The sequence below is a fragment of the Mitsuaria sp. MSU3D genome, assembly GCF_056867975.1.
The window spans coordinates 5,449,923-5,462,386 of sequence record NZ_CP200314.1; the positions used below are offsets into that span (position 1 = coordinate 5,449,923).

Sequence of the window (12,464 nt, forward strand, 5' to 3'; positions counted from 1 at the left end):
ACAGGCTTTCGACCCCGTTGTGAACACCTTTGGAAATCAGGCACTTGGCGCGTTTTCCTCATGGCCGGTGGAGGCCGGAGGGGACGGCGCGAGCGGTGACATCCGGTGCCGAGGGCAGGGCCGATGAGCGAGGGTCCGCCCCTGCGCCGCGTGCGGGTGGCCGTGGAGGCGCCGCAGTACAGCGGGCTGACCGGGCCGCTGGATTACCTCGGCCCGCAAGACTTGACCCCCGGCACCCTGGTGCATGTGACGCTGGGCCGCCGCGACGTGATGGGGCTGGTGTGGGACGACCTGCCCGAGGGCCAGGACTTGCCCGAGGAAGAGCAACTGCCCGAGTCGGAGTTGCGTCCGGTGGGCGAGGCCCTCGATGCGCTGCCGCCCTTGTCCGATCGTTGGCGCCGGCTGCTCGACTTCGCGGCGCAGTACTACCAGCGCAGCGTCGGCGAGTTGGCGCTGGCGGTGCTCCCGCCGCAACTGCGGGACCTCGACGCGAAGCAGCTGCAGGCGCGGCTGAAGAAGCTCGACAAGGCCGATGCGGCAGCGGCGAAGGCCGTGGCCGAAGTGCAGGACGGGTCGCCGGCCTCGCCGGAGCGCCCGGCGCTGACCGCGCAGCAGCAGGCGGCCCTGGACGCGCTGGCGGAGCTGGCCGGCCGCGACGCCCCACCGCCCGCGCTGCTGTGGGGACTGACCGGCAGCGGCAAGACCGAGATCTACCTGCGCGCCGCCGAAGCCGCGCTGGAACGCGGGCAGCAGGTCCTCGTGCTGGTGCCCGAGATCAACCTGACGCCGCAGCTCGAGGCACGTTTCGCCGAGCGCTTCGCGGGTCGTTCGATCGTGTCGCTGCACAGCGCGCTGACGCCGGCGCAGCGCCTGCGCAACTGGCTCGCGGCGCACCTGGGGCGCGCGCAGCTGGTGCTGGGCACGCGGCTGGCGGTGTTCGCGTCGATGCCGCGGCTGGGCTTGATCGTCGTCGACGAGGAGCACGACCCCTCCTACAAGCAGCAGGACGGTGCGCGCTACTCCGCGCGCGATCTGGCCGTCTATCGCGGCCATCTGGAGAAGGTGCCCGTGGTGCTCGGCTCGGCGACGCCGTCGCTGGAAAGCTGGCAGCACGCGCTCGGCGGCCGTTATCGGCGCATCGATCTCACCGAGCGCATCGGCGGCGGCGCGCTGCCGCGCGTCCGGCTCTTCGACATGAACCGGCTCGAACGCAAGAAGGGCGTGACGACGGCGCTGTCGGTGCCGCTGCTGGACGCGATGCGCAAGCGGCTGGAGCGTGGCGAGCAGAGCCTCGTGTTCCTGAACCGCCGCGGCTACGCGCCGGTGCTGCACTGCGACCAGTGCAACTGGAAGAGCGACTGCCCGCATTGCAGCGCGCACCAGGTCTTCCACAAGGAGGACAGGACGCTGCGCTGCCACCACTGCGGCGTGACGACGCGCGTGCCGCGCGCCTGCCCGTCCTGCGGCAACCCGGACATCGCCCCGCTGGGGCGCGGCACGGAGCGGCTGGAGGAGCAGCTCGCCCTGGCGTTGCCCGGCGCGCGGGTGGCGCGCATCGATGCGGACACGACCCGGCTCAAGGGCAGCCTGGAAACGCAACTCGCCGCGGTGCATGACGGCGACGTCGACATCCTCGTGGGCACGCAGATGGTCGCCAAGGGCCACGACTTCCGCCGCATCACGCTGGTGGCCGCCGTGAACCCGGACGGCGCGCTGTTCAGCAGCGACTTCCGCGCGCCGGAGCGACTCTTCTCGCTGCTGATGCAGGCGGGCGGCCGCGCGGGGCGCGACGCCGCGCAGGCGGCCGCGAGCGAGATGTGGATCCAGACCTGGTATCCCGAGCACGCGCTCTACCAGTCGCTGCAGAAGCACGATTACGAGGCCTTCGCCGGCAGCCAGCTGCATGAGCGGATGACGGCGAACCTGCCGCCGTTCGCGCATCTGGCGCTGGTACGGGCGGAAGGGCGCAGCGTCGAGGCCGCGCGCGATTTCCTCACCGCCGCGCAGGAGGCGGCGCAGGCGCTGCCCTTGTCGCTGGGCCTGCTGCTCTATCCGCCGGTGCCGATGGCCATCGCGCGGGTGGCCGACAGCGAGCGCTTCCAGATGCTGATCGAAGCCGGCAACCGCGCGCAGCTCCAGCGTTTCCTGCGCGCCTGGCTGCCCGAGCTGCACGCGCTCAAGCGCCGTCAGAAGGGCCTGACGCGGTGGGCGGTAGACGTGGATCCGTTGGCGATCTAGGGAAGCCCGGTCGCCGCGGATTCAGAGCAGGCGCGAGAGCGCTTCTTCCAGCACCGGCCAGGCGGCGCGTGCGGCGGCGAGGGCGTCCTCGGACCCCGTCGCGGCCTGTTCCGCGTCGAGCTCCAGCTGCCGGGCGACCTCGGCCGCCTCGGTGTGCCCCAGCGTCAGCAGCACGCTCTTCAGGCTGTGCGCGAGATGGCGCAGCTTGACGTGCTCACCGCGTTCGCAGGCGAGGCGCCCGTTGGCGATGTCGAGCGGGAACTGCATCCGGCAGCGCGCGAGGAAGGCCTGGTACAGCGCGGCGTTGCCGCCGAAGTACTGTTCGATGGCCGCCTGGTGGATCGACGGCATCGCCGCCGCCGGCGTCGCGTCGCGCAGGCCGTCCAGGCAGGATTGCAGATCCCCCAGCGAGCAGGGCTTGGACAGGAAACGCGTCACGCCGAGCGCCTCCAGCTGTTCGCGCACGGCCGGGTTGAGTCCGGCGCTGAACACGGCCAGCCGCGCCGTGCCGCGCAGCTCGGGCCGTTGCTTGAGCGTCTGCAGCAGGTCCAGGCCGTGCCGCCCTGGCAGCATCAGGTCGCTGATGACCAGGTCGAAGCTCTGGGTCGCGAGCGCGAGCAGCGCCTCGTCGACGGAGATGCAGGCCTGCAGGCGCACCTCGTCGTCCTCCAGGGCCATGGCAACGAAGCGTTGCAGGGTGGTGTCGTCCTCTACCAGGAGGACCCGGACGCGGGACGCCATGATCAAAACCCGCCGAGGTCGACCGGCTTCAACCGGCGAACTGCGGCTGACGGGCCTGGATGCGCTGGATGGCGGCGCCGAGCAGCGGCGGCAGGTCGGTCACGAGCCGGGGCTTGTGCACCAGCGGCAGGCCGGCCAGCGCGAACGCGTAGGGCGCCCGTTGCTGCTCGTCGAGCGCGGTGACGAAGATCAGTTCGCTGCTGGCGAACTGCGGCTGCGAGCGCAGGCTGGTCACCAGCGCCGCGCCGTCGATGCCGGGCAGCAGGATGTCGACCAGCAGGATCTCGGGCTGCAGCTGCCCGTACATGACCAGACCGCCGATGCCGTCGTTGGCCGTGTGCAGGTCCAGGTCGGGGAACTCCTGCTGCGCCAGCAGCATGACGAGGTTCTGGTAGTGGACCGAGTCCTCGATCAGCAACGCCTTCAGCCGTTGCGGGGCGCCGTCGGCGGGCGCCAGGTCGGCCGGCTTGGTCGGCGCCAGGCCGCGGCCGGTCAGCCACGCGTCCAGCGACGCCCGCAGGATCCGGCGGTGCCCGCCCGGTGTGCGCCAGGCCTGGAGCTCTCCGCGGTCGACCATCAGCTGCACCGATCGGACGGCCATGCCGAGGCGCTGCGCCACTTCGCGCGTGCTGAAATCCTCTTGCATGTCGTCAGGTGTACGGGCAATGGCTGTCATGAGTCGATTTTGCCGAATTAACCAAACTTGTAGGTGGGCAATATCCCCATTTATAAGCGATAAAACTGATATCGGGTGTGACTTCGGTGGCGGGTGGGGGCATCCCTCGCGGTCGGGTGGCGCGAACTCTGGTGCAATCCGGAGCCGAGGAGATGCGATGACGAAGCGATGGACCGCACAGGCCGCGACGGTCCGGCTGGCCCGGACCTGGGCCGCGGGACTGCTGGTGGCGGTGGCGCCGGGCGCGTGGAGCGCCCCGGCGTCCGCGCCTGCGCCCGTCAACGCCGCCGCCAGCCCGGCGCTGCAACGCGTGCTCGCCCACGGCGTGCTCCGCGTCTGCATCTGGCCGGACTACTACGGCATCACCTACCGGCATCCGCGCGACGAGACGCTCAGCGGCATCGACATCGATCTTTCCAATGAACTGGCCAAGGAACTCGGCGTTCGCCTGCGGTACGTCGAGTCCTCGTTCCGGCGCCTGATCCCGGACCTCGAGGCGGAGCGCTGCGACGTCGCGATGTTCGCCGTCGCCGTGCTGCCGCAGCGGGCGGTGGCCCTGTCCTTCACGCAGCCCTATCTGCAGAGCGACATCTACGCCATCGCGAGTCGCGCGAGCCGCGTCGTCAAGCGCTGGGAGGACATCGACCAGCCGGGCGTGGTGGTCGCCGTGCAGACCGGCACGTCGACGGAGCAGGTGATGCGCGACACGCTCAAGCGCGCGACGCTGCTGGTGGTGCAGCCGCCCGCGACGCGCGAGCGCGAACTGGAGTCCGGCCGCGCCGACGTCTTCATGACCGACTATCCGTACAGCCGCCGGCTGCTGGACAACGCCGACTGGGCGCAGCTGATCGCGTCGCCCAAGCCCTTCCACGTCCTGCCGTATGCCTACGCGATCAAGCGCGGCGATGCCGTCTGGCTGGCGCGGCTGGACGAATTCGTCGGGCGCATCAAGCGCGACGGGCGCCTGCGCGCCGCCGCGGAGCGCCACGGCCTGAGCGCGATCGTCGTGCCCTGAGGCGGAGTCGCAGCGATGCTCGGTCCGGCCGTCCGATCCCTCCTGCGTCTGCGTCGCGCGACGCTGTGGGCGGGCGTGGCCGTCGGGGCGGGCACGCTGGCCGGGCTGATCGGACCGGCCTGGATCGGCCGCCAGGAAGCGATCGACGAGGCGCGCGCCCGCGGCGCGCTGCTGGCGCAGGTGCTCGAGAGCGACGCGAGCCGCACGATCGAGACCGCCTCGCTGTCCCTGCATGCGATCGGCGACGGGCTGACGCGCACGGTCGCCGACCCGCACGAGGCGCAGCACCTCGAGGAGCATTTCAGCCATGTGCTGGTGGGGCTGCCCTTCATTCGCAGCGTGTCGCTGCTGGACACGCGCGGGCGGGTGCTGATCAGCACCAATGCCGACGAGATCGGCCTGGAGATTCCGCTCGACGACTTCGGCCGCCTGCCGGCGCCGGACCGCGATCTGCTGCTGCCGCTGCGGCCGGGACGGGGGCTGGCGGACCTCGCGAAGGGACGCGCGGCGCGAGGCTCGCCGGTCGGCATGCTGCCGCTGCTGCTGCAGTTGTCGCCGTCGCCCGACGCGCCGGCCAGCGGTGCTTCCGCGCCCGTGGGCATCTCGCCGGGCACGCGCGAGCGCGACCCGCGCTGGCTGCTGGCGCTGATCAATCCGGACGCGCTGACGCAGGTCCAGCAGCGTGCGCTGCCGACCGGCCGGAGCGCCGCATGGCTGGCCTCGACCGACGGGCAGTTGCTCGCCGCGATGGAAACGCTGCATCAGCTGCCCGGTCAGCGGCTGGATGGGCACCCGGCCTTCGACGGGCTGCGCCGCGGGCGCGAGCACGACACCTACATCGGCGCAGGCGCGCTGCCGGGCGAGGTCATCGTTGCCTACCGCGCGGCGCCGCGGCGTCCGTTGATGGTCGGCGTCGAGCAGTCGATGGACGAGGTGCTGGCCCGCTGGCATGCGGGGCTGCGCTGGCTGCTGCTGATCGGCGCGCTGGCCCTGGCCCTGATCGCGCTGGCGACGATCACCGTGCGGCGCAGCCTGCAGGCGCGGGCGGAGGCGGTGGAAGCGCTCGAGGGCGCGCATGAGCAGCTCGCCGATCGCGAGCGCGACATGCGCGTGCTGCTCAAGAGCGTGCAGGAGGTGATCTTCCGGACCAACCCGGCGGGCACGCTGACCTTCGTGAACGCGCGCTGGACGACGCTGCACCGCGGACGTCCGGACGAGGCGGTGGGGCGCCGGCTGGCCGATATCGCGGAGCCGGCCGACCGCGACGCGGTGGCGAGCCTGTTCGGCGGCGACGAAGGGGTGCGCAGCGTCGAGGCCACGATCCGCAACGGCGAGGGCGCGCCGCGCCGCTACCAGATCGCCACGGTGCCGCTGCGTCGCGACGGCGACCTGCTCGGCTACGCCGGCAGCGCGGTCGACATCACCGAACGCGCCGCCGCCGAACGGCTGACGCGCCAGGCGCGCGACGCGGCGGAGGAGGCCTCGCGGACGAAGACCGAGTTCCTCGCCAACATCAGCCATGAGCTGCGCACGCCGCTGCAGTCGATCCTCGGGTTCTCCGAGCTCGGCATCATGCGCAGCGGCGGGCAGGAGCGGCTGCAGGCGATGTTCTCGGACATCCACGGCTCCGGGCAGCGGATGCTGGCGCTGGTCAACGACCTGCTCGACGCGTCCAAGCTGGATGCCGTCGGCGCGCTGGAACTGCGCGCGGAGGACTTGCGCGGGCCGGTCGACGCGGTGATGCGTGAGCTCGCGCCGCTCGCCGCGAAGCGCCAGCTGACGATGGCCGCCGACCTGCCGGCGCCGATGCCGGGGCGCGTCGATCCGCTGCGTTTCCAGCAGGCCGTGCGCAACGTGCTGGCCAATGCCATCAAGTTCGCGCCGCAGGGCGGCACCATCGAGCTCCGCGGCGGTCGCACGCCCGAGGGGGCCTTGCACCTCTGCGTCGCCGACCGGGGACCGGGCATCCCGGTCGACGAACTGGAGCGCATCTTCGATCCCTTCGTCCAATCCAGCGCGACCAAGGATGGCTCCGGAGGCACCGGCCTCGGCCTGCCGATCAGCCGGCGGATCGTCGAGATGCACGGCGGCCAGCTCTATGCCGCCAATCGCGAGGGCGGGGGCGCCGAGTTCCATCTGATCCTCCCCGCCGAAGACTCGCTGGCGGCGGGCAGCGAGGCCCAGGCAGCCGACTGAGTGCCTTGTCCCCTGATCCAGGGGGACGGGGAGGGCGCTCTCGGGGCCCCGTCCGACAGTCGCATCCCACGCGCTGTGCGATCCTTGCAAGCGGTTCGTGCCGGCGGGACGGCATCAGGAGCACATCATGAAGTGGGAAGGCAATCGCGAGAGCGACAACGTCGAGGATCTGCGCGGCAGCGGCGGTGGAAGCCGCGGCGGCGGCGGCCTGCCGATGATCGGCGGACGCGGCATCGGCATCGGCGGCATCGTGGTGGCGCTGCTCGCGTCCTGGGCGTTCGGCATCAATCCGCTGACGGTGCTCAGCGCGCTGGACGGCAGCGCGGTCCAGACCACGCCCGGCCCGGCCCAGCGCCCCGTCGAGCACAGCCGCCCCCAGGACACGCCCGCAAAGTTCGTCAGCGTCGTGCTGGCCGACACCGAGGACGTCTGGACGCCGCTCTTCAAGGCCGGCGGCAAGACCTACCAGGCGCCGACGCTGACCCTCTTCGAAGGCCAGTCGCGCACCGCCTGCGGGCTCGGACAAGCCGCCATGGGACCGTTCTACTGCCCCGGCGACAGCAAGGTCTACATCGACCTCGGCTTCTACCAGACCCTCCGCGACCGGCTCGGGGCCCCCGGGGACTTCGCCCAGGCCTACGTCATCGCCCATGAGGTCGGACACCACGTCCAGCATCTGCTCGGCATCACCGACAAGGTCGACGCCGCCCGCCGTCGTCAGTCCGAGCAGGCGGCCAACGCCACCAGCGTCCGCGTGGAACTCCAGGCCGATTGCTTCGCCGGCGTGTGGGCCCATCACTCGCAGCAGTCCAAAGGCTGGCTGGAAGCCGGCGACATCGACGAAGCGTTGAATGCCGCCGCGAAGATCGGCGACGACACGCTTCAACGCAGCGCCGGGCGCGCGGTGGTGCCGGAGAGCTTCACCCATGGCACCAGTGATCAGCGGCAGCGCTGGTTCAAGCGGGGGATGGCTCAAGGAGATCTGCGGGACTGCGATACGTTTTCGGCGAAGCAGCTTTAGGTCGAGCGCGACTCGCTTGGCCGGGGCCGCCGGCGAAGCCGAAGCTGGGGCGCTCAACTCCCGCCGCTCGCCTGCGGCTCGCTTTGGTCAGACAGAACGCGCCTAGTCAGTCCTGGAAGCTTCGGCTTCGCCGGCGGCCCCGGCCAAGCGAGTCCACACCGTCCGGTTACTGCGAGGCGCCGGATCCGGCTGTGGGGCGAGGCTTGGGCTCGACTCGCGGGTCGCCAACGCAGCCCTTCAGCCATTGGCTCATCTCCCATTGCACCTGGCCGGCGGACTCGCGCGCGGTGTAGCCGTGCGCCTCGAAAGGAAGCAGGACGTAGCGGGCCGTGCCGCCCAGGCCCGCCAGCGCCTGGTACAGGCGCTCGCTCTGCATCGGGAAGGTGCCGGAGTTGTTGTCCGCCTCGCCATGAATCAGCAGCAGCGGATCCTTGATCTGGTTGGCGAAGAGGAAGGGGGACAGCTTCAGGTAGACGTCCTTTGCGTCCCAGAGTGAGCGACGCTCGCTCTGGAATCCGAAGGGCGTCAGCGTCCGGTTGTAGGCGCCGCTGCGCGCAATGCCGCAGCGGAACAGCTTCGTGTGCGCCAGCAGGTTCACCGCCATGAAGGCGCCGTAGCTGTGGCCGCCGATCGCCACCCGCCTCGGGTCCACCGTGCCAAGGTCCTCGGCCTTGTCGACGATCGCCCGCGCGTTGGCGGTGATCTGCTCGATGAAGCTGTCGTTCATGTTGCGCGAGTCGCCCACCACCGGCATCGTCGCGTCCATCAGCACCACGTACCCATCCATCAGCAGGTTCAGCGGACTGATCCCCGAGAAGCTCATGTACCGGCCCGGTGATCCGCTCAGTTGCCCCGCGATCGCCGCGTCGTTGAACTCCAGCGGGTAGGCCCACACCAGCGCCGGTCGCTTCTCACCCTCGCGCTGGTCCGGCGGCAGGTACATCCAGAACGAGAGCTCCACGCCGTCGTTGCGCTTGAAGCTCACCAGCTCGCGCCGCACGCCCTTCAACTGCGGCGTCGGATCCTTGATCCGCGTCAGCGGCGTGACCTTGCCGTTCTCGCGCAGCACCAGGTTGGGCGGCTCGTGCTCGGTCTCGCGCTGCGTCAGCAGCCGGCGATCCTCGAGCAGCGCCACGGGCTGCTCGTAGACCCCCTCCGCCGACTGGAACAGCCGTTGCACGCTCAGGTCCTTCAGCGAGAGCTTGTCCAGGAACGGCCGGTCGCCCTTCGGGCCCGCGCCCTGGCCGGACAGCAGCAGGTCGCCACCCAGCGTCTGCGCCACCTGGTGGCCGTTGGCCAGCGTGCGCATGAACGGAAAGCCCGGATGCCGGTAGCGCTCGCGCACGGAGTGCTCGAACAGGGGCCGGCTCTGCTTGCCGTTGAGCGGCAGCAGGTAGGTCCGCGACCAGCCCCGGCTGCGGTCTTCTTCCGTCAGCAGGCCGTGGATGCCGTCGTCCAGGAAGCGCAGCCGCGTGAAGCGGTAGGGCATGCGCTGCACCTCGAAAGGATCGCCGGTGTAGGGCGGATCCAGCCGCATCACGCGATCACGGAACGCCGCGCGGTTGGCGGGGTTGCCGCTGTCCAGCGCCTCGACCCAATAGATGGCCGCGTCCTTCGTCGGCGACGGGTAGAACACCCGGGGCCCCGCCAGCGAGCCGTCGATCGCGACACCCTGCTTGAGCGGCATCTTGGCCAGTTCGCGGATGACCTTGCCGTCGCGTTGGCGGACCTCGACCACGGTCGGGAAATCGTCGAAGGTCAGGTTGTAGCTGAACGGCCGCACCAGCCGTTCGGTCAGCAGCGCCTGGCCGGTGCCGATGCTGGAGACGCTGGTGAACAGCCCCGGCGTGCCGATGTCGCGGCTCTGTCCGCTGGCGACGTCGATCAGCGTCAGTTGCGAGCGGGCGTAGTGCTCGAACAGGTCCTCGTCGCGCGGATTGCGCAGCAGGTCCGGATAGGTGCGTTCCGGCGAGGCCTTGCCGTGCGTCTCCTGGATCGCCGGCCCGGTCTGCGCCCGGCTGGGCGGGGCGCCGCGGTCGTCGGGCACCGTCAGCACGACGGCCTCGCGGGCGTTCAGCCAGGCGATGTCGTCGGCATCGACGGCGTTGTTCAGCCGCACGTTGTAGATGCGCCAGAGCTGGCCGTTGGACGTGGCGCCCGCCCACAGCTCGTCCGCCGTGTCGGTGCGCCGGGACAGCAGGAAACGTTGCCCGTCGGGCGCCCAGATGAAGTTGTGCCAGGTGCCGCCGGCCGGCAGCTCGACGTCGCGTTCCGTGGCCTCCGGGTCGAGCAGCGAGCGCAGGCGCACGCGCTGCACCGCGATCAGGTTCTGCTGGCTGGCGTTGCGTGGATCGAATCGCGCGCCGGCCAGGCGCAGTCCCGGTCGCGCCAGTTCCTCGAGCGGCGTGTAGCGGCGTTGCTCGACCAGCGCCAGCGCGGCCCGGTCCGGCGACGGGATGAGCCGCGGCAGCGCCGGCGCGTCCAGCAGCTCGCGGATCGCCGCGGACGGCTGCTTGTACGGCGCGGGCGCCGCGGCGGCCAGCCCGGAAAGCGCCGTGGCGAGCAGGGCGACGGTCATGCGCCGGAGCCACGGGAGGGGCGCCGTCGGTGCATCAAGGGCGTCGAGGGCACCGACGGGCGGATGGCTCAGGCCGACAGAGGGGACGCGGGAGGACATGGGGCCGAAGTATCGCTGCGCTAGGATTCGCGCCCATGATCGAACCCCCCGCCCCGCACGCGCAGGACCCCCGCGCACCGCATGAGCCAGCCCCCCGGGCCCCGGCCGCGGTGCCGGCCGTCGGCGAGCGGCTGGGCGTCTGGCGCGTCTCGGCCGTGCTCTTCGAGTGCGCCTCCGGCGTGTGGTTCCGCGTCGAGCACGGCAAGGCCGCCGCGCAGACCGGCCTGGCGCTGGTCTACCGCCATGAGTCCGATGCGCAGGCGGTGCTCATGCGCTTCGCGGAGGACTCGGAATCGCTGTCGCGCTTCCGGCATCCGGCCTTCGGCGCGCCGCTGGACAGCGGACTCAGCCCGACCGGCCTGCCCTACCTGGTGGTGCCGGCGATGGAGGGCGCGCCGCTGCTGCGCGTGGCGATGGCGCTGCCGTTGAAGCGGCGCATGCAATTGCTGCTGGACCTGATCGATGTGCTCGACGCCGCCCACGTGCATGGCCTGGTCCTCCACGAACTGGATCCCGGCACCTTGTGGCTGAGCCCGGCGCAGCAGCTGCACTGGCTGGGGCAAGGGCTGGCACCGCGCGACAGCCAGGCGCCTGCCGCGCTGGTGCGCGCCGCCGAGCCGCTGGCCAACGCGCGTCAACGCGCCGGCGGCCGCCCCGACGCCAACAGCGAGACCCACGCGTTGGGCCGCCTGCTGGGCATGCTCGTCAACGGCCGGCTGCCGCGACGCGACGCGACCGAGGACGGCTTCGAGGAAGAACCCGAACCCGGCGCCACGCCCGTGGCGTCGCTGCAGTCGTGGATGTCGCTGACGGCCGCGCAGCGCGAGAGCCTGGACCAGTTGCTGGACCGGGCCATGATGGACGGGCGCTCGTTCACCGACCGGCAGCTGCTGGCGCAGGCCGTGCGCGACTGGATCGAGGTCGAGCCCGCCGCTCCACGTGCCGGATCGGGCCCTGCAGCGTCGGCGTCGGCGCCTTTGCCGCTCCTGCCTTTGCCGCCACCGCTCGAGGCCGACGACGAGCGCCCGGCGTCCCCCGGCGCGTCATGGGCGGAACGGCTGGCGGGCCTCGCCTTCGTCCTGGCCCTGGCGGCGATCGTCGCCTGGCTGCTGCTGCGGGGCGCCTGAACGCGCCGCGCCCCTTTCGCCCTCCTTCGCGTCCTTCCGCCGATGAGTCGGCGACCCACCTCGATGCACTAGTGCTCCCGCAGGGGTGAGGCAGGACCCATCGGAAACGCCCATGCGAATCGACAAGTTCGCGCTTCAGAGCGACTTGGAAGAGTCATTCAGCGGTCGATGAAGGCGGATTGTCCGAGCCGGGTGCCTCTGCCTACGATCGTCCTTCTGTCGCCATGGGTCGCGACGCGAGGAGGATGTGCGTGAGTTTCGAAATTCGACCGATGTCCGCCGCGGACTGGCGCAATTGCTGGCGGGACTCGGTCACCGATCCCGACTGTTCGCCCTGGCTTCGCGGCGTGCTCGAGAGCTGCATCGACGGGAAGAACGCGCACTGGATGCGGCTGTCGGTGCGTTGGGCCGTGGATGGGGGGACGGGGGACTACCTGGTCCGGCTGCCTTCGCTGATCGGACGCCAGATCGCCGACCAGTTCTGCGCCCGCGTCGGCGACCGGCTCTACGGGCTGTGCGGGCTGGGCATCGGGGACGCCAAGGTGTTCTTCGCCGGCGGCTCGTCGCCGTCCTACGAGACGATGGGGCAGGTCCATGCCGTGCTCTCGGCGGCGTTCGCGGTCCACGGTTCCCATGGCGAGGACATCGGCCGCGATCCCATCCGCACGCCCATCTTCATCCCCGGCGCGCTGGTGCCGGAGGACCTCGCGGCGGAGACCCGCGGGCATTGAAGGACGTCCGCCACCCCGTGTCGCGGGGCTGCCCGCGCACGA

Annotated in this window: 9 protein-coding genes; 6 read left to right on the forward strand and 3 right to left on the reverse strand. The window is 71.2% G+C overall.

The window, feature by feature from the left end; genetic code table 11:
* The first annotated feature begins 123 nt into the window (after positions 1 to 123).
* Entirely contained in the window at positions 124 to 2,238 is a 2,115-nt protein-coding gene (locus AC1VNM_RS24020; protein ID WP_483108575.1) for a primosomal protein N', read from the forward strand.
* Positions 2,239 to 2,259: 21 nt separating this feature from the next.
* On the opposite strand, the gene AC1VNM_RS24025 is transcribed toward AC1VNM_RS24020, so the two are convergent.
* Both AC1VNM_RS24025 and AC1VNM_RS24030 read right to left on the reverse strand, forming a co-directional pair.
* The gene (locus tag AC1VNM_RS24025) at positions 2,260 to 2,979 is read right to left on the reverse strand and encodes a response regulator (protein WP_483108576.1); all 720 of its coding nucleotides are present in this window, start codon (positions 2,977 to 2,979) and stop codon (positions 2,260 to 2,262) included.
* A 28-nt stretch (positions 2,980 to 3,007) separates the two neighbouring features.
* On the reverse strand, positions 3,008 to 3,655 hold the full coding sequence (locus tag AC1VNM_RS24030; protein ID WP_483108577.1) for a helix-turn-helix domain-containing protein: 648 nt from the start codon (positions 3,653 to 3,655) through the stop codon (positions 3,008 to 3,010).
* 157 nt (positions 3,656 to 3,812) lie between these two features.
* On the opposite strand from AC1VNM_RS24030, the gene AC1VNM_RS24035 reads away from it, so the two are divergent.
* The 3 genes from AC1VNM_RS24035 (at position 3,813) to ypfJ (ending at position 7,887) form a co-directional block, all read left to right on the forward strand.
* Positions 3,813 to 4,670 (forward strand): substrate-binding periplasmic protein, encoded by an 858-nt coding sequence (locus AC1VNM_RS24035; protein ID WP_483108578.1) that lies wholly within the window; start codon positions 3,813 to 3,815, stop codon positions 4,668 to 4,670.
* Positions 4,671 to 4,685: 15 nt separating this feature from the next.
* A complete protein-coding gene (locus AC1VNM_RS24040; RefSeq protein ID WP_483108579.1) occupies positions 4,686 to 6,866 on the forward strand; it encodes a sensor histidine kinase in 2,181 nt (726 codons plus the stop codon).
* A gap of 127 nt (positions 6,867 to 6,993) precedes the next feature.
* Positions 6,994 to 7,887: a KPN_02809 family neutral zinc metallopeptidase gene (gene ypfJ, locus AC1VNM_RS24045; RefSeq protein WP_483108580.1), complete on the forward strand. Its 894-nt coding sequence runs from the start codon at positions 6,994 to 6,996 to the stop codon at positions 7,885 to 7,887.
* 166 nt (positions 7,888 to 8,053) lie between these two features.
* Here the strand turns inward: ypfJ and AC1VNM_RS24050 are convergent, their stop codons facing one another.
* Positions 8,054 to 10,465 (reverse strand): alpha/beta hydrolase family protein, encoded by a 2,412-nt coding sequence (locus tag AC1VNM_RS24050; RefSeq protein WP_483108581.1) that lies wholly within the window; start codon positions 10,463 to 10,465, stop codon positions 8,054 to 8,056.
* Between the two features lie 134 nt (positions 10,466 to 10,599).
* Here AC1VNM_RS24050 and AC1VNM_RS24055 point away from each other — a divergent pair, with 134 nt between their 5' ends.
* Together AC1VNM_RS24055 and AC1VNM_RS24060 are read left to right on the forward strand one after the other, a co-directional pair.
* The gene (locus tag AC1VNM_RS24055; RefSeq protein ID WP_483108582.1) at positions 10,600 to 11,691 is read left to right on the forward strand and encodes a hypothetical protein; all 1,092 of its coding nucleotides are present in this window, start codon (positions 10,600 to 10,602) and stop codon (positions 11,689 to 11,691) included.
* 251 nt (positions 11,692 to 11,942) lie between these two features.
* Positions 11,943 to 12,422 (forward strand): hypothetical protein, encoded by a 480-nt coding sequence (locus AC1VNM_RS24060; protein ID WP_483108583.1) that lies wholly within the window; start codon positions 11,943 to 11,945, stop codon positions 12,420 to 12,422.
* Positions 12,423 to 12,464 lie beyond the last annotated feature (42 nt).